This window comes from Pseudobacillus sp. FSL P4-0506 (assembly GCF_038003025.1).
Lineage (GTDB): Bacteria > Bacillota > Bacilli > Bacillales > Domibacillaceae > Pseudobacillus.
In genome coordinates this window covers 296,424-322,859 of record NZ_JBBOOI010000001.1, presented here as the reverse complement: position 1 = coordinate 322,859, position 26,436 = coordinate 296,424, and the positions used below count along the sequence as shown (strand labels likewise).

Genomic DNA, 26,436 nt, shown 5'->3' with positions numbered 1-26,436 from the left:
TTTTCCTTTTTTAGACACTTATGCTACAATATCTTTACTAAAACATAGAAGGGATGATGGGTGGACGATGGACAAATAATCTTATTTTCAACATTTGAAATCGCATATTTCAAATCATACGAAATAGGATTAGTCTGCCCATTTTCTATATACTGTACAGCTATTTGAATCAAATAGCTTATTTGAGCAACGTAAAAATGCGACTAATCCTTCCAGATCAATTGGGAGGATTTTTTTGTCCTCCCTTTAAAAGAGAGAGGGATCAATTATATGAAAGAGCTATGTAAACTGCAGAATATTAACTTTGAACTAACGGATTTTATGGTTTTTGAAGGCGTAACTGCCAGCATCCAGCAAGGAGAGATCATCGGAGTTATTGGCAAAAATGGGGCTGGGAAATCTACTTTGCTGAGGATAATTAATAATAACTTGGTTCCGACGGCAGGACAGATCCGATGGCTGCAGCCGAACGTGAAAGTCGCTTTCGTTGAACAAGAACAAGAATCGTATTCCTTTGGAGAAGTGACCTCTTTAGAAGAGACCTTGCTAAAAAAATGGCAAGTACCAGCCCGCCATTTTTCGCAATTAAGCGGCGGAGAAAAGTTGAAAGCGCGATTGGCGAAGGGGCTTTCTGAAGATGCTCATCTTTTATTATTAGATGAACCAACTAATCATCTCGATGAACAAAGCACTGAGTTATTGATTGAGCAAGTGAAGAACTATAAAGGCACGATCATTTTCGTTTCCCATGATCGTTATTTTTTAGATGCGGTTGCCACAAAAATATGGTCGATTGAGGGGAAACAGCTAATTGAGCATAGAGGAAATTACACCAGCTATATGGACGCTCGCCAACAAAAAAGACTGACTCAGCAACGCGAATATGAAAAGCAGCAAAAAATGGTTGAGCGCATTGAATCACAAATGAAAGAACTCACTTCCTGGTCGAAAAAAGCCCATGCTCAATCGACGAAACAGGAAGGTTTCAAAGAGCACTATCGAGTAAAGGCAAAGCGGATGGATGCGCAAGTAAAATCAAAACAAAAGCGTCTTGAGAAAGAATTGGAAAAGGCCAAGGCAGAGCGGGTTGAACCAGAATATGAAGTGCACTTTTCAATGAAAGCGAGCAACAGGACAGGAAAGCGGTTTTTGGAAGTTAAAAACTTAACCAAGGCGTTTAGCGGACGTCCATTATTTGAAAATGCCAACTTTACCATTCAGCACGGGGAGAAGGTGGCAATTACAGGTCCAAATGGCAGCGGCAAAACGACTTTATTAAAAGTGATCGTTGGCGAGGAAACGGCAGAAGGAAAGGTGTGGGTTTCTCCTTCTGCCACCATTGGTTATTTAACACAGGAGGTCTTTGATTTACCACTTGAACAAACACCGGAACAGCTATTTTACCAGGAAACTTACGAAGCAAGAGGCCGGGTTCAAAATGTCATGAAGCATTTGGGATTCACAGCCTCTCAGTGGAAAGAACCCATTGAAAACATGAGCATGGGTGAGCGTGTAAAGTGCAAGCTGATGGCGTATATACTAGAAGAAAGAGACGTCTTAATTTTAGATGAGCCAACGAATCATCTTGACTTGCCTTCACGTGAACAGCTGGAAAGCACTTTAGCTCAATATGACGGCACCCTGCTTGTTGTTTCCCATGATCGCTACTTTCTTGAGAAAACGACAAGTAGTAAATTAGTCATAACAAATAACAGCATCCAAAAGCAATCGAAAGAAAATCCTAGAGAAAGAGATAATCGGGAAGAGTTGCGCCTAAAGCTGGAAACAGAAAGACAAGAAGTTTTAGGAAAGCTTAGCTTTATGACTCCAAACGATGAAGCATACAAGGAGCTTGATTTGAGATTTAAAGAGCTGACGAGGCAAATAAAGGAGCTTTCGTAAGGAGTAGAGTTCGCCTGCATAGATGTGTGAGAATTGTAAAGAGCTAATAAAGTTATGTAATTTTGGTATGAAGATATAAGAGCCTTGCTACATTTTATTGTGTAGTAAGGCTCTTTAAAGTTATTTACTTTTTATCCATCTAAGTATATTTGCGCTCAAAATCAATAATAAAGCCGTTTAATTCTTCTTCAACTAAAGCCCCCGATCGTATGATTAGATTAGCCAATATTATATTGGTTGTCCTTTTTGTTTAGGTCCTAGAATACTAATGGTAGCTGAGGTAGAACGCAAGCACCTGTAGGATTTAGACCTGACAGCTAAAAGATGCCAAAAAAGCCAGCTCGGCGCATTACCCATTAGTACTATTGTTCACCACGCCGGAAATCTTCCATCTGTTTCCGTACTATTGCTGGGGATTTTAGCAGGATATGTTCACCTTTATCATTGCAGGTGAAGATTCCTTTGAAAACTTCGGGCATGGCATCGTACTGTTTCTCTAACTGTTCATTAAATTTTTTGAAACAGTCATAAGGGTATTTTTCCAGCAGGTAGGGTATCAAAAAAGCTGATCGCAAGATTTCATATTCCTCATAATTATATGGTGTACTTTCAGGACGCTTTTTTAAGATTTCCAACATCTTGTTCATTAAAACGGCAACTTCTTCTTCGCTTGCAAAGGCAGCATATCCTCTAATGGCAGTAAGCCGCATATCCAAATATCGTTCTTTTTTATATGCTTTTAGAAAAAAGTCCTTTCCGTCCTCTGGCAAGTCAAATATCAATTGCTTTAATAAGGCATTACGTTTGGCAATATCCTTTGTATTAAAATATGTTTCCGTTTTTCCTTCGTCCATATATCTCATCTCCATTTACGGTTGGTGAGGTTACAACTTATTTTTTCGGAGCGGTTTAGTTCAGATACGGTAAGGGAGGTTAATCGTTGCTGTGTTTCTGTTGCTTCGAGAACGTACCATTTCCCCTTTTTATACTTACTAGAACCTTTTGAAAACGATTATTTATTCTTTAAATATCAAATTATACCTCCCATGACTTTTATGTTTTATATATTCTTTTCGATAATAAGGTTATTAAGGCCTCTATTCTAGTTGTACTAAACTGCCCTGTTCGTCCAATAAAAATTAAACAACCTTAATGTCACTTAATAAGAATGGGTACTAAAACGATTCCTTCGCTATTTTGTTGAAATTTCTCTTTTTGGGAATGTAGATTAACAACGGATAGGCTGATTTCGTTATGATGTTGTTTTCCGTAATTAGGTAAACATAATTTACAGGAACTAAAGGCAAAATGATAATAACAAATTACTTAACTTATGGATGTTCATGGAAAGAAAAGGTGATGAAATGGAACTGTCCAACGAAAATCAGACATATCATGCTGGGGATATTGTCTATGTTTTCTATCGTAATCCACATACTCAGGATGTAGCCAATATACAGGCGGCAGCGGTCGTAAATGACCCTGACAATTCCAATGAATTAGCTCTGTTTTTATATGAAAATTATTATCCGCTGTCAAGTGAGATGGCTATTTATCCGACAGAAGAAGAGGCAAAGCAAGCTTACCATTACTATTATGGAATGGAGTCAGAGGGGAGATTGGAATGAATAAACCATTTAACCCTAAGCTTGTATATTTTGAACCTGATGCATTGGAATATCCATTAGGCAAACAGCTGAAAGAAAAATTCGAAAAGATGGATGTCGAAATTCGATATACGACCTCTCACAATCAAGTAAGAAATCTTCCAGGTGAAAATGACTTTCAAAGATACCGAGTGGCCAAGTCTACACTAGTCGTTGGGATTAGAAAAACCCTAAAATTTGATACATCCAAACCTTCTGCAGAGTATGCCATTCCTTTTGCGACAGGATGCATGGGGCATTGTCATTATTGTTATTTACAAACGACGATGGGAAGCAAGCCGTACATCCGCACATATGTAAATGTGGACGAAATATTGGAAGCTGCTGATACGTACATGGCAGAACGCGCTCCTGAAATCACAAGGTTTGAGGCATCTTGTACATCTGACATCGTGGGGATTGATTATTTGACCCATACATTAAAGCGGGCGATCGAGCATTTTGGAGAGTCGGAGTATGGGAAGTTAAGGTTTGTAACAAAATTTCACCATGTAGATCACTTGCTCGATGCGAAGCACAACGGAAAGACAAGGTTTCGCTTTAGTGTGAACGCCGATTACGTAGTCAAGAACTTTGAGCCGGGCACTTCTCCTCTAGAAAAGAGAATTGAAGCGGCAGGAAAAGTCGCAAGAGCTGGGTATCCACTTGGGTTTATCGTCGCTCCCATTTATCTTCACGAAGGATGGGAGGAAGGATACCTTCATATGTTTGAGCGCTTGGATGCCGAATTGCCGCCGGAAGCAAGGAAGGATTTGACGTTTGAGTTTATTCAGCATCGTTTTACAAAGCCAGCTAAAAGAGTCATTGAAAAAAACTATCCCATGACAAAATTAGAGTTAGATGAAGAGAAAAGAAGGTATAAATGGGGAAAGTACGGAATTGGAAAATACATTTATCAAAAAGAAGAAGAAGAGGATATAAAAAATCATCTTTATTCCTATATGGAAAAGTTCTTCCCAGATGCAAAATTAGAATATTTTACGTAAAAGATGAATGGATTTTTTTGCAGGCAGGAAAGAACGACAAAAGGCAAGCGACTGTAGAAGTCTATATGAAAAGCAAAGGCCCCGGCTTCCTTGAAGCCAGGGCCTTGTTTTCTTAAGCTAGTTTTTTAATATTGATCTTTTGTCCTTGTTTGCGTCGCTCCCTGAATTCAGCTGTTGCTGTAAAGAGAACGTCTGTAGATGAGTTAAGGGCCGTTTCGAAAGAGTCCTGCAGAACCCCTACAATAAAGCCTACACCTACTACGGTCATTGCTACATCATTTGAAATGCCAAACAGGCTACATGCCAGTGGAATAAGCAGCAAGGAACCGCCGGCTACTCCTGAAGCACCACAAGCACATACAGCGGACAGTACGCTTAGAATAATAGCTGTAGGAATGTCCACTTGAATGCCCAGTGTGTGAACTGCGGCAAGCGTCAAAACAGAAATAGTAACAGCAGCACCAGCCATATTGATCGTTGCACCCAGAGGGATGGATACAGAATAAGTATCCTTGTCTAAATTTAATTTTTCACACAGTCTCATATTGACTGGAATGTTTGCTGCTGAGCTGCGCGTGAAGAAGGCGGTAATACCGCTTTCTCTTATACATTTAAATACGAGTGGATAGGGGTTTTGGCGTACAGCTAAAAATACAATGACGGGATTGATGACGAGAGCCACAAAAAGCATACAGCCAATTAAAACGGCAAGTAATCTTCCATAGCTGAGTAAAGCATCTACTCCGTTCGTCGTAATGGATTCAAAGACTAACCCCATAATTCCTAATGGGGCAAACTTAATAATCCATGTCACAATTTTAGATACGGCATCTGAAAAATTAGAAATCACTGTTTTGGTAGTGTCAGAGGCATGTTTTAACGCCACGCCTAGAAGAACAGCCCAGGATAATATGCCAATATAGTTAGCATTAGTAAGGGCATTTACTGGGTTATCCACCACATTCAACAGCAGCGTTTTTAGTACTTCAGAAACACCGCCGGGAGCTGCCAAGTCTTCTGTAGTCTTGGCTAGCGTTAAATTGACCGGGAATATAAAACTTACGATAACAGCGATAAGACCAGCTAAAAAAGTTCCCAAAAGATAAAGCACGATGATAGATTTCATATTTGTCTTTTGCCCGCTCTTATGCTGAGCGATCGCTGACATAACTAGAAATAACACTAATACAGGTGCAACGGCTTTCAAAGCACCTACAAATAATGAGCCTAAAATCACAACAGGTTTTGCTGCTTCTGGAATTGTTAGAGCTAGAACGATACCAACAATCAGCCCAATAATGATTTGTTTTACTAGACTCAATTGGTTCCACTTCTTAAATTGATTTTTCATAGACATCTCCTCTAATGGTTTAAGAAAAACTGCTACATTCAGTAAAATGCATGGCTATCCATTGGAAAGAATGAATAATTGCGGTACCTAAATGAAATAAAGATCTGTCATTTTACATTTTTAGCAGAGTTCTGATCAGTAAAATTATAGTGAATATTTAGATTTATTACAATAGTATTTTAAGGAAATATTACTCATCTGAACATTTGTGTAAGATAGAGAAATAAATGAATACTAGATTAAGAGGAGAAGGGGAATAGGTAATGAGCAACGAGGAAGAGGAATAGGATTTGAAAAGGCGTAAGATTCATTGTAGGAGGCAAACATGAATTTTCAAATGGAAGAAGCGATTGAGATACTGGCGCGTACACCACATACGTTGGAGTGTTTTTTATCTGGTTTATCTAAAGACTGGTTACAGTGTAACGAAGGAGATGGAACGTGGAATGCTGGTGAAGTGGTGAAGCATCTCATTGAGGGAGAAAAAGAAAACTGGCTGCCAAGGCTGGAAATGATCCTTCAGGAAGGGGAAGCTGCCCCCTTTCCATCATTTGATCGTTTTTCACATTTAAATGAAGGTACTGAGAAGCCGATAGAACAAAGTTTGCTTGAATTTAAAAAGGTTAGAGCACAAAACCTGACCAAACTGAAGGCACTTATTGAGCCGGAATTGCACCTTGAATTAACGGGCATACATCCCGAATTCGGCAGAGTAAAGCTGAGGGAGTTACTCTCTGCCTGGGTGGTTCATGACTTGACGCATATTTCTCAAATTGTACGGGTCATGGCCGATAGATACAGAGGTGATGTCGGACCCTGGCAAGAATACTTGGGTATACTAAAAAAGTAATCTTAACAGGGGAAAAGTTATCTATAGAAAATAAAAAAGAGCCTACTTTTGACTGCTCTCTTGTCAAAGCAGGTTCGTTTAGTTGAAAAGCAAGAGTTTACATGCGGGAAGTTTGATGATTTGTATATGTATTCGTTATTGAAAGATGATAAAAAACAGTACTAATAAAAGAGCAATCGGGTTATCAATTACTATCTTTATCTGTTCACGTGAACATAAAGACAGTAAATAAGCTTACAAAAGTGGAGGTAGAGCGTGTACGTTTTAAATATTGAAAATATGTTTTCTTTGTCAACAGAAGAAGTGGAGTATGAAGCGCGTGATAAAGAAATTGAACAGCAAAAACAGCAGCTATTTTATTATTTTTTGCGGCGGGCTGCCACATTGCGTGTACAAATGGACATTCATCACCGTGAACTTAAACGGTTGCTGCAAGCTCTTGATGTAAAAGGCGAAACGGCTAGGAAGAAAAAGATGGCCTATGGAAAATACGAACTAACAATTCAGTTATCACCGGTAGTCGTTGACGGTATTTTAAGATATGAAGAAGCTTTTACGCCTGCGTGTTCGCTTTGTTTTTTAGACCATCAAGGCAAAATCATGGCGCTGCTTGATCATGGTGTCATTTTCTATGAAGTGTCAGCTGATTTGCCGGACGTGAACTATATAGAAGTAGATAATGAACCTATTTATTTAGACATTTATCGTGATAATGATGCGGCTCTTATCGAAGTAAGGAATGCTGCACATCCATTAGGCATTTGGAATTGGGCAGATGACTATACGAAGGCGACGGAAGAGACAGCAAAGGCATTAGCAAAAAAGCTATTTGATTATCCGTTTTATCTCCACTTTGAGGCATATGATGACATGAAGGAACAGTTGTTAAAGGAGTGGCAGCCGTATCAGATTCGGTATCAGGATTCCAAACGAACGGTTTTAACGATGACAGCTTTGAAAGTATACCGTGCGGAAGTACCGGCATTTTCATTGGCGATCTGTGATGAGGCAGCGCTTGAAAAAGTATTTAAGGAATTGTTTTATTTGCCAATCCAAAATGAAGCTTTTACCCTTTCACAATGCGAGCAGATGCATTATCAAAGAGGCTATCAATTTGTTGATTTAAAAGAAGATGAAGCCATCATTGCTTTTGCACATGACGCTCAAGGCTGTGTGGTGTTTAGTAATAAGGCAAGTGTCAGTGAGCCTGCACACATTAAGCAATTCATACCGAATAGCTTGATTGTACAGGTGACTTAAATATATGCTTTCTAGATAAAGGCCGATGCTCAAAAAAGCAGTATCGGCTCTTTCTTTGCCCGTAAGTAGAGACTAATACTTGATTTTCGCGGCTAAGAGATCGGAATTTAAAACGTTTTCCATATAATGTATAATCGGAATAGGCAGGAGGGATATTATGGTTAAATCTATAAAGGGACAATTGATTCTATCAATATTAGTATCAATTGGATTTATGTACACAGTATTTTCATATATCGAATTCACGGAAGAGGGGCGGTTTTCCAAAATACTCTTTTACTTTGTGTTGATTTCATCCGTGTACAATACCGGTATGCTAACTGAAAAGTATCTTCAGCAAAGGAAAAAGAAATCTGTTTAATGAGCGGGATTTCCGATAACACCCTGTTATTTACACAGGATGTTATCTTTCAGTCAAGAATATGACAGCTTAGTTGTCCGAGGGAATATAAAAAAATGAGCGATCAAGTTAGAAAAGCTTTACTATCTTTCTAATAATGATTCAGTTGAAATATATAAGGATGGGGTACGAATGAGTAAACGATGTGCATGGGTAACAAAAGAACCGTTATACATTGAATATCATGATAAGGAATGGGGTGTACCAGTTTACGATGATAGATTACTGTTTGAAATGCTATGCCTGGAAGGGGCACAGGCGGGACTTAGCTGGTGGACCATTTTACAAAAAAGAGAAAATTACCGAAAAGCTTTTGATGATTTTGAAGCGGAAAAAATAGTCGATTATACAGACGAAAAATTGCAATCATTACTAGAAGACAAAGGAATTGTCCGAAACAGATTAAAAATCAAAAGCGTGGTAACGAATGCCGAGGCATTTTTGAGAATGAAAGAAGAGTACGGTTCATTTTCTAATTACATATGGGGATTCGTGGACCACCAGCCAGTCGTTAATTGGTGGAAAACAGCAAAAGAAGTCCCTGTTTCAAATGCCATCAGCGACAAAATGAGCAAACAGTTAAAGAAGGATGGATTTAAATTTGTGGGCAGCACCATTTGCTATTCGTATATGCAAGCGGTAGGAATGGTTAATGATCATACATTGGAGTGCTTTTGTCATCCATCTTATATGAGAACACTGTCTTAGGGGCTGGGTTTTATCTAGGAGCCGTATAGGTAGCGATGGTAGATAAAATGTAAATATTATTTTTAGAAGTTAGTTCATAAGAAATAACAAGTTGAAAGTCCCGGTTATTTTATAAAAAATCAACCATCTATGAAAAGAACATTTACCGATAGCCGTTGGCTATCGGTTTTATTTTACAATCGGTTTCTATCTGAATTAGAGCAAGACATAAAAAAGATGAAATTTCATGAGCCTAATTTTATGTTTTCAGGATGGTAAGGATGAAGCATGGTTTCCAATAATTTATTATCCTATAATTTAATTGTAATGAATTTAAAGGAAATAGAGTTAATTTATGTAACGAGAGGCTTAAGGCGCTTGTAAGCCTTTTGTTATTATCTTTGCAAAGAAGGAGGATCTAGTTCGATGAAAGAAATTATTGCAGTAAAGGAAATCCCCTCGTTTAAGACGCGTTCGGAAGAATTTAATCCATATGCCTGGTGCAAACAGATGCTGGAGAAAAATCCGGTAATGTACCATGAAGAAACCCATACGTGGAATGTCTTTAAATACGAGGATGTAAAGCGTGTGATTAGCGATTATGAACACTTTTCCAGTGCTCGCACTCGTACGACAATTGCTGTTGGCGTGGACAGCAAAGATGGATTTGCGCCTGACAAGACGAATCTCATTGATGCTGATCCACCGGAGCATAGAAAGCGTCGTTCGTTACTATCGGCAGCTTTTACACCTAGAAGTCTTAAAAACTGGGAACCTCGTATTCAAGAAATTGTAGATGAGCTCATTGCACAGTTGGGAACAGACACTGAAATTGAAATTGTCCAATCACTAACGAGCCAGCTTCCCATCATTATCATGTCTGACTTGATGGGCGTTCCCTCGAAAGACCGGTTACTGTTTAAGAAATGGGTAGATACTTTGTTTCTGCCTTTCAAAAAAGAAGAGCAAGAAGACATTAATAAAAAGAAACAGGTGGCCGCGAGGGAATATTATGAATATCTGTACCCTATTGTCGTGCAGAAAAGGCAACAGCCGGCAGATGATATTATATCTGATTTGCTAAAAGCAGAAGTGGATGGAGAGACCTTTACGGATGATGAAGTGATAAGGACGACGATGCTCATTTTGGGAGCGGGGATTGAAACAACAAGCCACCTGCTGGCTAATACGTTTTATTCTTTATTATATGACAACAATAAGGTCTACGAAGAACTGCATCATCATCCTGAACTGGTGCCGCAAGCAATAGAGGAGATGCTCAGATATCGTTTTCAATTATCTAAAATAGATCGCACGGTAAAGCAAGATAATAATCTGTTGGGAGTGAATCTGAAAAAAGGAGATGTGGTGGTTGCCTGGCTGAGCGCGGCGAATTTAGATGAAGAGATGTTTGAACATCCGTTTACAGTGGACATTCACCGGCCAAACAACAAGAAACATGTCACATTTGGAAACGGCCCGCATTTTTGTTTAGGAGCACCGCTTGCACGTCTGGAAGCAAAGGTTGCTCTCACCTCTTTTGTGAAGAAATATTCACGTATTGAGCCGATAACTGATTTTCATTTAGAAGAACATTTAACCGATTCAGCTACTGGTCAAACGCTGACCACTCTTCCATTTAAGGCATTTGTTCATAAGGATATGGCTGACCCTGTACAAAAATAGTAACGGGTTTACTTGTGGGGTGGAAAACAGCAAACCGCATGTAATATCTAACGATTAATCGTAGTTGTTTCATCTATACATTTACAGTATATTTCATAGAAAAAGCTTAGAGAAAAATCTAAGCCTTTTTCTATATTTATGTTTACTTCTTACTTTTTTGCATTTCCTCGCTGGTTCCTGCGGCAGTTTTTGATGATTTCCTCGTTACTTTTTAGCAAGCAGCGTACTTGCTTTGTTCTCAAGGCTGACGGGAATGCTCTTTCCGACTGTTACGCGGCGGACTACCCGGTGATGGTCTTCGTAATCGGCAACGGCGTAATGCTGGGTCGCTAAGTTATCCCAAATCACCACATCGCCTTCTTGCCATTGCCAACGCACGGTGTTTTCCAATCTTGTTACGTAAGATTGAAAGAGGCTGATCAACTTCTCGGATTCGCTCGTTGAGTAGCCGTCTATCTTTCCGGCAAAGCCCCCGAGCAGCAAATGTTTTTTGCCTGTTTCTTTGTGAACGTGAACGACAGGGTGCTGTGTCTGATAAATAGTCGATTCAAAGACAGCACGGTATTTCTTGGCTTCATCATTTAATGAATGAGACCTGTTGAAATTGGCATAATCGAATTCATTCGTGTGAATCGCCCATAGCTGCTCTGCTAATGTTTTCAGCCCCTCGGGCAGGTCCTCATACGCTGAATTTGTATTTGCCCAGACAGTGTCTCCGCCCACTTGCGGGATCGTCACCCCTCTTAAAATAGAATAAGCTGGTACTTCCGGAACGAAAGTGACATCTGTATGCCAATGGTTCGCTTTGGCTCCTAAGCGGGAGTCTAACTCAAAGATATAATTTGTCTCGTCTTTCACTGGGACAGTCGGATGGGCATAAGGTTCGCCTAGCAGTCTGGCAAATGCCTCCTGGCTTTTATCATCCACATGATGCTGCCCTCTAAAAAAGATCACTTTGTGTTCATCTAACGCTTTTTTGATTTCATTGAAAACAGCAGTATCCACATTTGCGCTTAATTGAACTCCTTGAATTTCTGCTCCAATTCTTCCTGCCGCCGGGACCACCTGAATTTGTTTTGTTGGAATAGTTGTCATGATAAACATCCTCCTAAAAATTTTTTATTTTTTGAATGCCGCATTGATATATTTATTGTTTATATGATCTTTAAATTGAAATTCTCGTTTAATGTAGCCTACCTTTGCTAACGTTTTAATTGAATCTTGCTGGGCTTTAATTCCTTGTTCTGTATAGAACATATTTGGAGGTTCAGCGGTAATGATTTTCTTTACCGTCTCAACCGGCAATTTTGTTTCTGCTGAATAGATTTCTGCTGCTTTATCGGGGTTTTCAATTTGCCAATCCGCCGCTTTTTTATAGATTCTTAAATAAGCTTCGACTATATCGGGGTGTTTTTTGCCAAAGTCTGTGCGGGCGATGATGCCGCCCGGGGCCAATATTTTCCCGTTTACTTTCAGTTCGATAGCTGTTCCTTTGTCGACGTTATTAGTGATATAGGGGTTCCATGTAGCCCATGCGTCTAATTGCTTTGTTTCAAAGGCCGCCTGGGCATCGTCCGGCTGCAGATTGATAATCTTCACATCATTTATGGATAAGCCGTGATTCTTCAAAGCCTTAATTAAATACACATGGCCCGTTGTTCCAGCAGCTACTCCGATTCTCTTTCCTTTTAAGTCCTCAATTTTCTCTACTTTTCCATTAGTCGGCACGATGATTCGTACGGCGGATTCTCCAGTTCCGGTTTGCCCAATTACTTCAAATGGAAGTTTTTTTTCAAGGCCAGCTATGAGCGCTCCGTCGCCAAGAAAAGATAAGTCAACTCGATTGGAAGCAAGTGATTCTAATAAAGGCGGTCCGCTCGGAAACTCACTCCATTTCACTTTGACATTATATTTGGCGAACTCTTCCTCGAACCAGCCTTTTTCTCTCCCGATAATGAGAGGGTTCAGACCGCCGTTAATGGCGACATTTACTTCGGTTGGTTCGTTTTTTTTCGTTAAGTTTGATCCTGAAGCTAAGCTGCATCCTAATAAGCTGGCGGCACTTACGATAAAAAACAGGACCGCTAACCAATAATTGCTATACTTCTTCATATACTCCCTCCTTTAATTTTTATTTAGCACATAGACTTACTTGGTTTACCGACAAAAAAAGAGACCCAATAAAGAACATAAAAGGTTGTTCTTTATCGAATCTCTGGTCGTCCAGTCGGTTCACTTTTCATTTATTCAAATAGTCTCATGTGCTTGAATGCATAGTAACACCAGACAAATTAAACTGTCAATACTATATTTAATAATTCTTATAAGTTTAGTGAGATTTAATAGTTGATAATGTTTAAAATAAGTGATAAGTTAATAATCAAATATTCAAACAGCTGTTGTTTATACAGTATCCAACTGAATCCACTAGACAACTGGAGATTCAGCGAAAGGGCTTAATTGCCCCTTCGTTGAGTCTCCTATTTTATTTTAGAAAGGATGATGACTCATTATGGTGACTACGCTGGAAATTCATCGTGTCAGCAAAACGTTTAAAAATGAAAAGGAAAATGTCCGCGTTCTGGAGCATTTGACCCTTCCTGTTAAAAAAGGGGAGTTTGTAGCCGTTATTGGGCCGAGCGGATGTGGAAAGAGCACATTATTAAAGCTGATTGCCGGACTGGATTCCGACTTTGAAGGCGACATCCTCGTAGAAGGAGAGAAAGTGAAAGGGCCTTCTAAAGACCGCGGGTTTATTTTTCAAGAGCACCGCTTGTTTCCCTGGTTGACTGCGGAGAAAAACATTGCAGGCAATCTGTCTCTTAAAGATCCGGATGTTCGCAACAGAGTAGGTGAGTTAGTTGAGCTCGTGAAACTCACTGGATTCCAAAAGGCGTATCCCCGGCAATTGTCCGGAGGCATGTCCCAGCGCGTAGCCATCGCTCGCGCTTTGCTGCGCAATCCGAAAGTGCTTTTGCTGGATGAACCATTTGGTGCGCTAGACGCTTTCACCCGCACGCACCTGCAAGAAGCGCTGCTGGAAATATGGAAAGCCAATCAGGCGACAATGGTCCTCGTAACGCATGATATTGATGAAGCGATCTTTCTGTCAACGAAGGTGGTAGTAATGGGAGCAAAGCCAGGACGGATTAAAGCTGTCGTCCCTATTGATTTGCCTTATCCGCGAGGAAGGGCTTCGAAGTCATTTCAAGAATACAGAACTGTTATTTTAAAGCATTTGGATCATCAGGCTTCCGATACAGAAGACTGGAGTATTTAATAAGAGAGGAGATGGGTGACATGTCTACACATACAGTTGTGCAAAATGAAAGCATTGTTATTAAAAAAGTGAAAGTAAAGAAAGGAGGGGTGATTTTCAGGGGAATGGCTCTTCCTGCTCTGGTCATAGTTTTATGGCAGCTGCTCAGTTCGATGGGCCTTTTGCCGGCTCAGCTATTTTCCTCGCCCTTCTTGATTATCAGCCGTTTTATTGAATTGATTCGGTCGGGAGAAATAGCTGTTCATTTACAAATTAGTTTAACCCGCGCTTTTCTTGGCTTCGCTTTAGGCAGCTTTTTGGGCTTGTTCATAGGCATCATTGTCGGGATGAACAAAAAATCAGAACAATATTTGAACCCAAGTATCCAAATGTTACGAACCATTCCTTTGCTCGTTATCACGCCTCTGTTCATTATGTGGTTTGGTTTCGGCGAGTTATCGAAAGTGTTGCTTATTGCATTAGGGGCCTTTTTCCCTTTGTATTTACAAACCTTTTTAGGTATCCGTAATGTGGATAAAAAGTTATACGACGTGGCCCAAATCCTGGAGTACAGCCGTTTGGAGAAAGTAACGAAGCTGATGATTCCTGCTTCGTTGCCTAACATTTTGCTCGGCATCCGTTTGGCTTTGAGCACTGCATGGATGTGCTTAGTTGTTGCTGAGTTGTTAGGGGCGGATAAAGGAGTTGGCTTTATGATTCAGGATGCCCGTTCCTTTATGCAGACAGATACTGTGTTTGTAGGGATCATCATCTTTGCTTTAGCCGGCAAACTATCCGATTCACTTGTCAGGCTGCTGGAGAATCGTTTGCTGAAATGGCAGGATAGCTTTAAAGCTTAATGAAACAGTGAGAAGGAACACTAAACAAGCTGCGCGAATCATTGCGCAGCTCAGGATGTAGATAAACTCAATGACATTCGAATTGAACGGGGACTGTTGCTTTCTATTCCAGACGCTTCGCTTTCCGCGGGGCGGGCGGTGAGCCCGCAGGAGTCTTCGCGTTCTCTATTCCAATCAACAGGGTTTGCAAAGTGAGGGTAGGTGTACGACTATATGAACTTGGAGAGGCTATCTTTCTCTCGAATGGCGTTAAAGCTAACGAAAAACCAAGAGGGGTTCGGAATGAGACGATTCCGAACCCCTTTTAGTTTTCATGTATTTACGAAAAATTATTTTTTACTGGTTAATTTCTTGTTAGTGGTGAAGCGATTTTTCTCTATGCTATCAATTTGAGTAATCTGACCATCATGTATAGTAATAACTAAAGAGCCATATTTAATATTTGTTAACATTTTTAAGATATAATTGATTTTTTCCTCTTCAATGTTTTCCATACACTTATCCCCCTTGCACTTTTAATCCACTAGGAGTGCTTGTTTCCCAATAAGAAGATTTCTTTTACTACTGTATGTAGGCGTTCGCATGGCTACAACAACATAAAGAGTATGTGTCAAAAAAAGCTAACATAACAGAAAAACTCCTTTCTTTTTATAAAAAGATAGTTTTTTCTTAATTATTTAATAATAATTTCATTATTCCGATAAGTCAAGTTGGTTTTAGGGATTGAGAATCATTTTTTCTTCAATAACGAAAAATCATTCTTGCTAAAAATCAATAAAAGAATTATAAAGATCGATCATGATTTTCTAATTATCAACGCTAGAAAGCAATTGATTTTCTAGGAAAGAAGTAGCTTTTGCAAGGTAGGTGAAACGTCTAGCAAATCAATAAAGTTAAGAATGATCTGTGAGAAGATCGTATGATTTATCATTATTTTCCTTATTTTATCTTGAAAGTAAATAAATGTATATGCTATCTTTGTGTGGATTTTAAGAGGTTGATATTTATTGTGCATAGACCTATTTGAGGATAACTAAATTCAGAGTACTGAATGGAGAGATTGATATAAAGAGGTTATTCATTTTAACAGCGTTAATCCTTACTGTAGTAGCAGCCTATTATTTCATCTCAAAATATAGTATGAAAAGTACCGGCTCAGAGGAATTAGTTGCGATTTCTAAGGCAGACAGGGAGGATCTTGATGTATCCAAACGAGAGTACTCAAGCTGGGCTTATAGGGCATTACTGGACGATTTTACGTTTAGGAAAGACATAAATTACCAATTGAAAATCGCAATTTTAGATAGCGGTATCGATGGCAAACATCCGGATTTAGCTGGCCGGATCAAGAAGGAATATAACGCCATTGACAATAATAACAGCGTAAAAGACGAGTTTGGTCATGGAACAGCTGTCGCTGGAATTATAGCAGCTAACCACAATGATAAAGGGATTAAAGGAATCAATCCGTTAGCGGCTATTTATTCAGTAAAAGTATCAAATGGTAAGGGGGTGAGTGAGGTTGCTTCACTAGTAAGAGGGATTGAATGGTGCATTAAAGAAAAGGTTCACATCATGAATATTAGCCTGGGCCTGTCCCGTAATAGTGAAGAGTTAAAGAGAGCTATAAATAAAGCGATCAAAGCAGGCATAGTAGTAGTGGCGGCCGCGGGGAACAATTATATGACTTGGACGGACTATCCCGCCCAGTATCCTAAAGTGATCTCTGTAAATGCAGTAAAACATGATTATGCTGTGGATGAAACTTACGCCGGGTACGGGAAAATAGATGTCGCGGCTCCAGGGGAAGCTATTTTAACAACCGTTCCTGGAGGCGGCTATAAAGTTTTCTCAGGCACCTCTATTGCTACAGCATACATAACAGGGATGGTGTCTTTAATCATGTCGGAGAATGAAGCTAAATTAAGGTCAATGGAAGGCGAGTCAAGGGTGGATGAAACCTTGTCTTTGTTAAAACGCAAAGCGATCCCGCTCGGAGAGGAGAAATCTTACGGAATGGGCTTCGTAAAATACTGATTGGAGGAATAAACAGTGAAAAAAGCCGGCAGTTTATTATTGATTATTGTATTCACGTTCTTCAGTGTATTCTGCTCTTCGGTAAATGCCCCTCATGCAGCAACAAATGATGAATTACAAGTTCAAAAATTAAAGAAGAAAGGCTTTAAAAACCCTAAGTTTTATAAAGATGCTAAGAAAACTCAATTTAAAGCACAAAAGAAACACAATAATAAAGAGTACGACATCATTGCCACTATGGAAGATAGCACGAAAAATGTGGTCCTTGAAGTGGAAAATGAGGGAAAGAGCAAGCCGGAAGTGTACCAGGTAGATATTCATGAAGCAGATGGTGACTTATTAGTAGCTACCTTTACAGACAAAGCTACCGGAAAGAAATATGAAGTAGATAATACAAAAGCGAAATCGAATTTTGCTTTTGTCATTCCTATAGGTATTGTGATAGGAGAAGCCCTTGTTGCCCATCTCTTAGCAGCGTCACTAGCCATTGTTGTAGCAGGGGTAACGTATGTAGCTGCTACTGAAGTTGCTTCTAAATTAAGAAAAAATAAGCGCTATGATCATTATGCTGCCAGTCTGAACAAAGCAAAGACAGCAATGTATATCGGACCTTCTTTAACTTACAATCAGGCAAAGTCCAAATTAAAAAAGGGAGATGTGTGGTCCATCTCTAAAAGTTTAGCAAGAAAGGTAGCCCAAGGTGCGGGAGGAAACCGAGTTCCTATTGGCCCGGAAATCCATAATAAAGATAAAAATGGAAAGGTGAAAAGCGGGAAATATTATTATCACTACCACACCTACAATAGAGCTGGCGGACACTCCTTTTATTAAAATATTATTGTATGAACGTTAAAATGCCGTCATCACATTGTATGATAAATATGATGTGATGACTTTTTCTTATTAATCGAAAACTTTCAATTTTATGGGAAAGGGGCTTTTTTTATGAGGGATGATTATGGTGTTTACCAGGATGTATTGAACAAGTACAAAAAATCAGGAACCGTTAAAAATTATACCTTGTCGGAGATCGTCCACATTTTAAAAAATGAATTTGGCATGATGGAATTTGATAAGAAAGAAGTGTCAGATTTGAAAAAGGATGAATTCGTCAACTTCAAGCAAATTCAATGCTGTTTGTACACAGAAGATAAAGAGATGTTAAAAAGGCTTCGCATTGAGCAAGATGATGATCTAGAAGAACCAGAAAGAGATTTATATAGAAACGAAAAGGAATTTGCACGGGCAGTCATGTATTACAAAATACAGAAAGGTGAACGAATGAACATTATTCTGGAAGGAAAAAAAGATTGCCTGACAAATTATACAGTACAGGGAGAGTCAGAATATATTTATAGACTTTTATATATACTTAGAGGGGCAGAGGAAGAAGAGCTTCAACTCTAATGGATAGATGATCATGCCGTCGTACTTTTTGGAATAATAGCTAGGAGCCAGGTGAATGAAATGACACAATTCTACTATCTTTCTGCTAAGCGGCCTTTAGATACAGGGACATTTGGCGAAGTGAAGAAGCTTTCTAAAAAAGGAAACTATGTATTCGAAACTACGGTGGATGAAGCATCCATCACAATTAAAAAGCTGGAAGACGGTGCTGTTTCGAATTTATCTTATCCTTATCAATATGAGGTGCTGACACACTTAGGCGACTTTGGCGTGAATAAGGATCATATAAATGAATGGGACAGAAAATGTCTACAAACTTTATTAAATTACTTGAAAACCGCCATTAATCAAAGTTTTGTGCTGGAATTTTATACGGCATGGGCGGGAGAAGAAGAAAAAAGCTTAGAAAAAGAACGGGAAATAACGATCGATGAGTTGACTGGTCCCGATCAATTAAAGCTGAGAAATAGAGAAAAGCTAATCGTATATCGTCAAAAATATTATTAATTGAGCAAAAGAAACGGTGCAGTTCGAAAATAGTTTTTACTAACTATTGAGCTGCCGTTTATTTTTGTCTTTGCCATGACGGGTTTCACTTTTTCTGCTCTCCCTGCGGATGTCTATTCATTTCTTCTTCTATTATGACGTGATACACTTTTTATAAAGGGAAACAAAGGAGGAATGACAAATGGGTCAATTACAAGGAAAAACAGCTATTGTAACAGGGGCAAGCAGTGGAATTGGTTTGGCGATTGCAAAAGAACTAGCGGGTGAAGGGGCCAATGTCGTCTTGGCCGCTCGCCGGATAGAAAAGTTGCAAGATCTGGAAAACGAAATTAATCAAAGCGAGAGTGCAAAAGCCCTAGCTATTCAAACAGATGTAACGAATACAGAGGATGTCCGGCAGCTAATTCAGAAAGCTCAAGAAACATTTGGACAGGTAGATATTTTGGTGAACAATGCCGGCCAAATGCTTGCGTCAACTATACGGTCAGGGGAAGTAGAAGAATGGGACCGAATGATTGATGTCAACATTAAAGGCGTACTTTATGGAATCAATGCGGCATTGCCGTCCATGCTTGAACAGATGAGCGGTCATATTATAAATATTGCCTCAGTTTCTGGTCTGGAAGTAACTAAAATGAGCACCGTTTACAGTGCAACAAAATTTGCTGTCCGTGCCATTTCTGCGGGGCTGGAAAAAGAACTTGCCAGAACGGGCGTGCGTGTGACTAACATTTCCCCTGGTATGGTAGATACACCTCTAAGCCGCAGTGGAAATGACCGAAAAAAATTAGAGGCGACTGATATCGCACGAGCCGTCGTATATGCAGTCACTCAACCCGATTATGTGAATGTCAATGAAATCACAGTTCGACCTGTCTAGAAACACTTGCTGAAAAGGCGCCTCCCGCTCGTCCAGCTTTTATTTTTTAGCACTGACATACCTTTTCTTTTATGTGAAACCGCCCTTGCTATAAGGGCGGTTTTTATTGTGAAAATAACTGAAAAAACAGCCAGGCTCTTGTTGGATAAAGAAGTATTTCTCTGTCGGAAGGGAAGGGATTACAAAGGGTTTTGTCTATAACTTTTCTGATAGCACTGACAAGAACTGCCAAACTATCTGTTTTTCCCTTCCTATACTAAAAAAAGAGGAATCTGTTACCGGGTTCTATTTTATTTGGGGAGGTTTTTGTATGAGAAAGCTGAGAGCATTTTCGAAAATCTTTGCGCCGATCTGTGTCAGTGCATTGCTTCTCACCGGCTTTAACGGCAGTCCGGCAGCAGCGTCGACTGTAGTCAATCCACCAATCGCAGAAGAGAAGGCTACATTGGTCACTATTTATTTGAAGGACAAAAAGTCGCTAGACAAGCTTGTTAATGAAGGGTTTGATCTGGTCGAGCATGTACATGAACAGAACGGAAAGCTCGAAATAGACGCTGTTGTGACTGACAGAGAACTGCAACAGTTAAAGGAGAAAGGCTATCAGGTTGAAACAGTAACGACTCAGGAACAAGTACAGAATATTTTAATCCAGCGCCAGCAAAAGGTGGAAGAGGAAGCAAAACTAACTGCAGCGGCAGATGAGATTAAGATTTTGAGAGCCAACTATTTTGAAAGTCAAAAAGAAACGTTTCTGTACATAGAAGCCAAATCTAACGCAGGAACAGTAGCAAGTGTCATATTGAACGCTTCCTGGAAAGAGAAAGGAACGAGCCAAACGGCTACTTTGCAGAAAGTTGAGGATGCAGGAGCTTACCTGTACCATTCTTTGCTTATTCCTGTTGAGAAAGTCCCGAATGAAGTAACGGTAACAAGCAATCAGGGCGGAAAAACAGCTAAAAAAGTGACAGAATGGGTCGGCGGCGGTAAGCCAGATAAGCGGAACAAGCATTATGTTTCGGACTTTGTAGACCATTATATGAATCCGACGGAAGTGACCGATAGAATTGAAGCGCTAGCGAAAGAATTTCCGAAACTTGCAGAAGTTGTAGAAATGCCGAATAAGACGAACGGGTATCGCAGAAAAGCGCAAAATATTGCCGGCAAAAAAGAAAATCATTCGTCTATCGTCATTTCTTCAAAGGCATGGGGCCATGAGGGTGGAAATGATGTAATGATAGAACTGGCTAAGCCGAGTGAGAAAGGGGCTCCTTTAAAAGTAACGGTCGATGGCTCGAAAGTAAATGTTTCGTTGGCGACCGACGAGAGTGGACAAGCAATCAGCACGGGCAATCAAGTAAAAGAAGCGATTAATCAAACTGCTGGGTCCCTTGTGACAGCAAGCAAAGCCTATCAATCTACTGGAAATGGTGTGATTGCTCCACAGACTGTAAGATTAACAGACAGTTTAAATGCGCCAGCTACCGTTTCAAGAGATCCATTCGCAATGAAGGCCCTCCGTATCGGAAAACAGCGTGATGGTTCGAAACTGGGAGTTCTAGCCTACTCACAGGAGCATGCCCGTGAATGGGTGACACCGCTTGTCTCAGTGGAAACGGCTGAGCGTTTGCTTCGCAACTATGCCACAGACAAAGAAACGCGAAACCTGGTAGACAACCTCGACATTTTTATTGTTCCAACCGTAAATCCGGATGGCGGCCACTATTCATTTTATGATTACAACATGCAACGCAAAAATATGACTAATTATTGTGAAGGCACGGAATATGGTGATCCGTCGATCAGAAATTCATGGGGCGTGGATCTGAACCGCAACCATGAAATAGGGTCCGTCTACGATGGATATAGTGGAGCCTCGACTTCATGTACCAGTGGATCATTTGCTGGACCGGAGGAAGTATCTGAGCCGGAAGCTAAAAACTTAATATGGTTAGCCGATCAAAATGCCAACATTAAATTTGCGATGAATATTCATAGTTACGGCGGCTATTTCATGTGGCCTCCAGGTGCCTATAAGGCGGAAGGGCGTGAAACACTTCCAAGACCAACAGCCGGCCAGGAAGCTTATTTCTGGGCTGCCTCCAATACCATCCTTGATGAAATCAAAAATCACCGCGGAACAGTCATTCTTCCGAGCAGAACGGGCCCGGTGCCAGATGTGCTCTATTCTGCAGCTGGAAACTCTGCCGACGCTTTATGGTATAAAAAAGGGATCTATGCATGGGATTTTGAAGTGGGAGCTGATTTGTATGATGCAGCGACAGGAAAATGGCAGCCAGTCGGGTTCCAACCGGAGTTTAAGGAAGGGCATGAAGAAGCAATGGAATTTTCTAACGGATTAATTGGCATGCTGAAAGTAGCCAATGACTATCAAAAAGACAAGAAAGCCCCTGCTTCTAAGCTGGTAAAGAAAAAAGCAACTAACGGATTTGAAGTGGAGTTTACAACGAGCGAACCAGCGACTGTGTACTATACGTTAGACGGCAGCAGGCCAACCTTCCAGTCCCCGACGATCAATTTAAGAGGGATTCGTGAAACAGATGGGGAAAAGCTCTCTATCACAAAGTCGACCGTTATCAACTGGTTCTCTATGGATGCTTCCGGAAACATAGAAAAAAACTATCATCCGGACACAAATCCTAAAAAGTATAATTCTGAAGTAATTAAAATTAAATGATCTAAATGAGCGATTGGGAAGTCCTGCTTCGGGAAGCAGGACTTTTTCTTTCTGCACAATAATATAATGAGTTGTTCAATCATTAGAAGAGAAGAATTCATTATGTAAATGGCTGGATGATTCAAGAGCAAGCTAAAAGGCATAGGGGCAGCGGGGAAGGGTCATGGCGCCCTGTTATAAAGGAAAAATAGATGAGGATTTCTCTTTCTATATGTCATTTTAATGGTACAATATCATTCAAAACAATGGTTGGGGGAGTAGTATGGTTAATGAAAAGAGCAATTTGAAGTTTGTTGTGACGGGACTTCTTCTTGGTATTTTGATGGCTGCCATGGATAATACGATTGTGGCGACCGCCATGGGAACGATCGTGGCTGATCTAGGCGGCTTTGAGAAGTTTGTCTGGGTCACTTCCGCCTATATGGTGACCGTTATGGCGGGGATGCCTATTTTCGGAAAGCTGTCTGATATGTATGGCCGCAAACGCTTTTTTATTTTTGGCCTGGCCATATTTTTGATTGGTTCAGCGTTGTGCGGAATTGCGCAGACTATGAATCAACTAATTATTTACCGAGCAATTCAAGGGGTTGGCGGCGGCGCTTTAATGCCGATTGCTTTTACGATTGTATTTGATATTTTTCCGCCAGAGAAGCGCGGAAAGATGACGGGGCTGCTTGGTGCTGTATTTGGTACATCCAGTGTGTTAGGGCCGCTTTTAGGTGCCTACATTACAGACTGGTTTAGCTGGCATTGGGTATTTTATATTAATGTTCCTATCGGTATGGTTTCTGTATTTTTAATTATTAAGTATTATCACGAATCGACACAGCATCAGAAGCAGCGCATTGACTGGGCAGGTGCCATTACACTTGTGGCTGCTGTTGTCTGTCTGATGTTCGCTTTGGAGCTTGGTGGCAAAGAATATCCATGGGACTCAGCGCAAATTCTTAGTTTGTTTGCCGGCTTTGTTATCTTTTTTGGCGCTTTTTTGTGGGCGGAAACAAAGGCAGAAGAGCCGATTATTTCTTTCTGGATGTTCAAGCGGCGCCTGTTTGCCACTTCGCAAATTCTCGCTTTCTTGTACGGTTCGACCTTTATTATATTAGCTGTCTTTATCCCTATCTTCGTGCAAGCAGTGTATGGCGGTTCAGCTAAAAATGCGGGCTTAATTTTAACGCCGATGATGCTCGGATCTGTCGCTGGCAGTGCTATGGGTGGGATTTTTCAAACAAAAACCAGCTATAGAAATTTAATGGTTATTTCAGTGATTTCTTATTTTATCGGCATGTTCTTACTTGGGAATATGACGCCTGAAACAGCGCGCTGGATGTTGACGATTTATATGATTATTGCCGGCTTTGGAATGGGCTTTTCTTTTTCTTTGCTTCCATCCGCCTCTATTCACAATCTCGACGCGCGTTACCGGGGTTCAGCCAATTCAACGAATTCTTTCTTGCGCTCGCTCGGCATGACACTCGGAGTGACAATCTTTGGGATTATGCAGCAAAACATCTTTACAGACAAATTGCAGTCCGCTTTTAAGGGAATGAGTGGAAATGGCCCAGGCATGGAGATGAATGATCCTCAGCAGTTGTTTGAGGCCGGACAGCGTGCCAAAATTCCGGACTTTATTCTAGATAAAGTGGTTCTTGCCATGTCCGATTCAATTACGGCTATCTTTTTGTTTGCCCTTATCCCGATTGTTCTGTCTGCACTAGCCATCCTATTTATGGGAAATGAGCGGGTGCGAATCAATCAGAAAGTTGAAAAAGCGGAGAATTAATGATCAATCCCGGACAGCTGTCCGGGGTTTTTTATTATTTTAAGATTTTGTGTATTCGGTTGTTTTTTCGCTACAATAAAAGAAATATGAACGAAATGGGGCCGCTGCAGGTGAGGAAAATTTTAGTCGTTGATGATGATAAAAACATACTTGAACTAGTAAGCATTCATTTAACATACGCGGGATACCAGGTGATGAAGGCGGAAAATGGAGTGCAGGCGCTCGGCATTTTGAAAAATGAATTCCCTGATTTAGTTGTTGCAGATGTGATGATGCCTGGGATGGACGGTTTTGAGTTAACAAGAAAATTAAGAGAAGACCAGGACGTCCCGGTATTGCTGCTCACTGCAAAGGGGGAGTTGGAGGATAAGGAACAGGGCTTTCTTGCAGGTTCGGATGATTATATGGTCAAGCCGTTTGAACCGAAGGAGCTGCTCTTTCGTATTGCTGCCATTCTAAGGCGCTACGATAAGCCGACAGATACGATCCTCCAGGTGGGCTCTATAACAATTAATCGCAAAAACTTTGAAGTAACTGCAGGAGCTAATATGTTAATTATGCCGTTGAAAGAATTTGAGGTGCTATCCTTGCTTGCTTCTAAACCGAATCAAGTATTTCAGCGTGCTGCTATTATGGAGAGCGTTTGGGGCTTTGATTATGAGGGAGATGAACAAACACTGAATACGCACATTAAGCGAATCCGTGAGCGCCTCGCGAAAATTTCAAAAGATGTTGAGATTGTGACGGTTCGTGGCATTGGTTACAAGTTAGAGGTACACAGCTCATGAAATCGTTGTATGGGAAGTTCCTGTTAATGACTGCATTAATTATGATATTTAGTACAGTAAGCGGCTTTCTTATAACCAATACGTACTACCATCGAGTGGTGAAAGAGCGTAATGATAAAAAGAATGTGGAGATTGCCAAGACAATTGTTAAGCATATTGAGGAGACGCCGCAACTCAACTTAAATGAGTACTTACAGACGATTAGCGATATCGGCTATCAGCTTTATGTGGTTGACGCCTCCGGCAGCGAATCTTTTTACGACGGCAAATACCGTGTGAAAAACTTAGATAAGTCAGCTGTGAAGCAGGTACTGGCGGGGCGTATTTATCATGGAATGAGGGATTTTCCACGTGAAACATTTGTGACAGGCTTCTTTGCCAATGAACTATCAAATACAATTGGAGTCCCATTCAAGTATGAGAGCAGGCGATACGCGCTCTTTATCCGGCCGGATATTAAGCTGTTATTTAGTGAAGTTCATACCCTTATGGGCGGCCTTGTGATTGCTACTGCCCTTTTAAGTTTGCTTGCGATGCTGCTTGTAGCAAAGATGCTTATCGTGCCAATTACTCAGTTAACTGCCGCGACGAAGCGTATTGCCGATGAGAAATATGACATGCAGTTAAATATTGATCGGAAAGACGAAATTGGCCAATTAGCGGCAAGCTTCAATACCATGACGGAACAGCTCCAGGAAAATGATAACATACGCAAAGAATTTATTAGCAATGTTTCGCATGACTTTCAATCACCGCTGCTTAATATTCAAGGATATGCCGGATTGCTGGAAGCGGACAATCTAGCCGATGAAGAGCGAAAAAATTATGCGGGTATTATTCAATCAGAAACCAATCGTTTGTCGAAGCTGACACGCCAGCTTTTATTGTTAACCTCTCTTGATCAGTCCTCTCGCATGGTGAAATTTAAAGATTACCGGTTAGATGAACAGCTAAAAGCCTGTATTAATAAGTACCGCTGGTGGCTCGAAGAAGAGAACATTCATTTACATTTAAGAATGGAGCCGACGATGTACCGGGGGGATGAGGCTTTATTTGAAAATGTGTGGGATAATCTGCTGACGAATGCGATTAAATATAACCTTCCCGAAGGAGAAATTCATATTGCGCTGGAGAGGCAAGATGATTATACCGAGGTAACCATACAAGATACAGGAATCGGAATTTCAGAGACAGAACAAGCTCAGCTGTTTCATCGTTTTTATCGGGCAGATGCATCGCGTACAAAAGAAGGAACAGGACTTGGCTTGTCCATCGTGAAACAAATCATTGAACTGCATAAAGGAGAAATTCATGTGGCGAGTGCACCAGGTCAAGGAACGTCATTTACGATTAAACTGCCAAATTTGTAATACAAAGTTCATATAAAGTTTATATTGACATCGTAGTATAACCTCCATGGAGATAAATATT

The 26,436-nt window shown here is 40.4% G+C and carries 23 protein-coding genes; 18 read left to right on the top strand and 5 right to left on the bottom strand.

Features of this window, described 5'->3' with window-relative positions:
• Window positions 1–270 precede the first annotated feature (270 nt).
• Window positions 271–1,902 carry a ribosomal protection-like ABC-F family protein gene (gene abc-f, locus MKZ02_RS01535; RefSeq protein WP_340851528.1) on the top strand — a complete coding sequence of 544 codons (1,632 nt, stop codon included), beginning with the start codon at window positions 271–273 and terminating at the stop codon, window positions 1,900–1,902.
• Window positions 1,903–2,264: 362 nt separating this feature from the next.
• Here the strand turns inward: abc-f and MKZ02_RS01530 are convergent, their stop codons facing one another.
• Entirely contained in the window at window positions 2,265–2,756 is a 492-nt protein-coding gene (locus MKZ02_RS01530; RefSeq protein WP_120035914.1) for a hypothetical protein, read from the bottom strand.
• Window positions 2,757–3,266: 510 nt separating this feature from the next.
• Between MKZ02_RS01530 and MKZ02_RS01525 the strand changes: the two genes are divergently transcribed.
• Together MKZ02_RS01525 and splB are read left to right on the top strand one after the other, a co-directional pair.
• Window positions 3,267–3,530 (top strand): transcriptional regulator SplA domain-containing protein, encoded by a 264-nt coding sequence (locus MKZ02_RS01525; protein ID WP_120038055.1) that lies wholly within the window; start codon window positions 3,267–3,269, stop codon window positions 3,528–3,530.
• Entirely contained in the window at window positions 3,527–4,555 is a 1,029-nt protein-coding gene (gene splB, locus MKZ02_RS01520; RefSeq protein WP_120035915.1) for a spore photoproduct lyase, read from the top strand. Before MKZ02_RS01525 ends, splB begins: the two co-directional genes overlap by 4 nt.
• A 112-nt stretch (window positions 4,556–4,667) precedes the next feature.
• On the opposite strand, the gene sstT is transcribed toward splB, so the two are convergent.
• Window positions 4,668–5,906 (bottom strand): serine/threonine transporter SstT, encoded by a 1,239-nt coding sequence (gene sstT / locus MKZ02_RS01515; protein ID WP_120035916.1) that lies wholly within the window; start codon window positions 5,904–5,906, stop codon window positions 4,668–4,670.
• 325 nt (window positions 5,907–6,231) lie between these two features.
• On the opposite strand from sstT, the gene MKZ02_RS01510 reads away from it, so the two are divergent.
• From MKZ02_RS01510 to MKZ02_RS01495, 4 genes are all read left to right on the top strand, one after another.
• The gene (locus tag MKZ02_RS01510; RefSeq protein WP_120035917.1) at window positions 6,232–6,756 is read left to right on the top strand and encodes a DinB family protein; all 525 of its coding nucleotides are present in this window, start codon (window positions 6,232–6,234) and stop codon (window positions 6,754–6,756) included.
• A gap of 255 nt (window positions 6,757–7,011) precedes the next feature.
• The gene (locus tag MKZ02_RS01505) at window positions 7,012–8,016 is read left to right on the top strand and encodes a hypothetical protein (protein ID WP_340851524.1); all 1,005 of its coding nucleotides are present in this window, start codon (window positions 7,012–7,014) and stop codon (window positions 8,014–8,016) included.
• Window positions 8,017–8,548: 532 nt separating this feature from the next.
• Window positions 8,549–9,124: a DNA-3-methyladenine glycosylase I gene (locus tag MKZ02_RS01500; RefSeq protein ID WP_340851522.1), complete on the top strand. Its 576-nt coding sequence runs from the start codon at window positions 8,549–8,551 to the stop codon at window positions 9,122–9,124.
• 405 nt (window positions 9,125–9,529) lie between these two features.
• Window positions 9,530–10,789, top strand: a complete 1,260-nt coding sequence (locus tag MKZ02_RS01495) for a cytochrome P450 (protein ID WP_340851521.1) — start codon at window positions 9,530–9,532, stop codon at window positions 10,787–10,789.
• A gap of 204 nt (window positions 10,790–10,993) precedes the next feature.
• On the opposite strand, the gene MKZ02_RS01490 is transcribed toward MKZ02_RS01495, so the two are convergent.
• Window positions 10,994–11,884, bottom strand: coding sequence for a TauD/TfdA dioxygenase family protein (locus tag MKZ02_RS01490; protein WP_340851520.1), 891 nt, complete (start codon window positions 11,882–11,884; stop codon window positions 10,994–10,996).
• A gap of 24 nt (window positions 11,885–11,908) precedes the next feature.
• A complete protein-coding gene (locus tag MKZ02_RS01485) occupies window positions 11,909–12,901 on the bottom strand; it encodes an ABC transporter substrate-binding protein (protein ID WP_340851517.1) in 993 nt (330 codons plus the stop codon).
• A 400-nt stretch (window positions 12,902–13,301) separates the two neighbouring features.
• Between MKZ02_RS01485 and MKZ02_RS01480 the strand changes: the two genes are divergently transcribed.
• A complete protein-coding gene (locus tag MKZ02_RS01480; protein ID WP_340851516.1) occupies window positions 13,302–14,069 on the top strand; it encodes an ABC transporter ATP-binding protein in 768 nt (255 codons plus the stop codon).
• A 20-nt stretch (window positions 14,070–14,089) separates the two neighbouring features.
• On the top strand, window positions 14,090–14,908 hold the full coding sequence (locus tag MKZ02_RS01475) for an ABC transporter permease (protein WP_340851514.1): 819 nt from the start codon (window positions 14,090–14,092) through the stop codon (window positions 14,906–14,908).
• A 329-nt stretch (window positions 14,909–15,237) separates the two neighbouring features.
• On the opposite strand, the gene MKZ02_RS01470 is transcribed toward MKZ02_RS01475, so the two are convergent.
• A complete protein-coding gene (locus MKZ02_RS01470) occupies window positions 15,238–15,402 on the bottom strand; it encodes a YezD family protein (protein WP_340851513.1) in 165 nt (54 codons plus the stop codon).
• A gap of 529 nt (window positions 15,403–15,931) precedes the next feature.
• Between MKZ02_RS01470 and MKZ02_RS01465 the strand changes: the two genes are divergently transcribed.
• The 9 genes from MKZ02_RS01465 to MKZ02_RS01425 all read left to right on the top strand — a co-directional run bounded on the left by MKZ02_RS01465 (window position 15,932) and on the right by MKZ02_RS01425 (window position 26,375).
• On the top strand, window positions 15,932–16,945 hold the full coding sequence (locus MKZ02_RS01465) for a S8 family peptidase (RefSeq protein ID WP_340851512.1): 1,014 nt from the start codon (window positions 15,932–15,934) through the stop codon (window positions 16,943–16,945).
• Between the two features lie 15 nt (window positions 16,946–16,960).
• Entirely contained in the window at window positions 16,961–17,776 is an 816-nt protein-coding gene (locus MKZ02_RS01460; protein WP_120035928.1) for a hypothetical protein, read from the top strand.
• A 114-nt stretch (window positions 17,777–17,890) separates the two neighbouring features.
• A complete protein-coding gene (locus MKZ02_RS01455) occupies window positions 17,891–18,352 on the top strand; it encodes a hypothetical protein (RefSeq protein WP_120035929.1) in 462 nt (153 codons plus the stop codon).
• A gap of 60 nt (window positions 18,353–18,412) precedes the next feature.
• Entirely contained in the window at window positions 18,413–18,859 is a 447-nt protein-coding gene (locus MKZ02_RS01450) for a hypothetical protein (RefSeq protein WP_340851510.1), read from the top strand.
• Window positions 18,860–19,040: 181 nt separating this feature from the next.
• Window positions 19,041–19,739, top strand: a complete 699-nt coding sequence (locus MKZ02_RS01445) for an SDR family oxidoreductase (protein WP_340851508.1) — start codon at window positions 19,041–19,043, stop codon at window positions 19,737–19,739.
• A gap of 310 nt (window positions 19,740–20,049) precedes the next feature.
• Window positions 20,050–22,434 carry a M14 family metallopeptidase gene (locus MKZ02_RS01440; protein WP_340851507.1) on the top strand — a complete coding sequence of 795 codons (2,385 nt, stop codon included), beginning with the start codon at window positions 20,050–20,052 and terminating at the stop codon, window positions 22,432–22,434.
• 262 nt (window positions 22,435–22,696) lie between these two features.
• Complete coding sequence (locus MKZ02_RS01435; RefSeq protein ID WP_340851505.1) at window positions 22,697–24,217, top strand: MDR family MFS transporter; 1,521 nt, start codon at window positions 22,697–22,699, stop codon at window positions 24,215–24,217.
• 110 nt (window positions 24,218–24,327) lie between these two features.
• Complete coding sequence (locus MKZ02_RS01430; protein WP_406909193.1) at window positions 24,328–25,005, top strand: response regulator transcription factor; 678 nt, start codon at window positions 24,328–24,330, stop codon at window positions 25,003–25,005.
• A 26-nt stretch (window positions 25,006–25,031) separates the two neighbouring features.
• On the top strand, window positions 25,032–26,375 hold the full coding sequence (locus MKZ02_RS01425; protein ID WP_340851501.1) for a sensor histidine kinase: 1,344 nt from the start codon (window positions 25,032–25,034) through the stop codon (window positions 26,373–26,375).
• The last annotated feature ends 61 nt before the right edge of the window (window positions 26,376–26,436 follow it).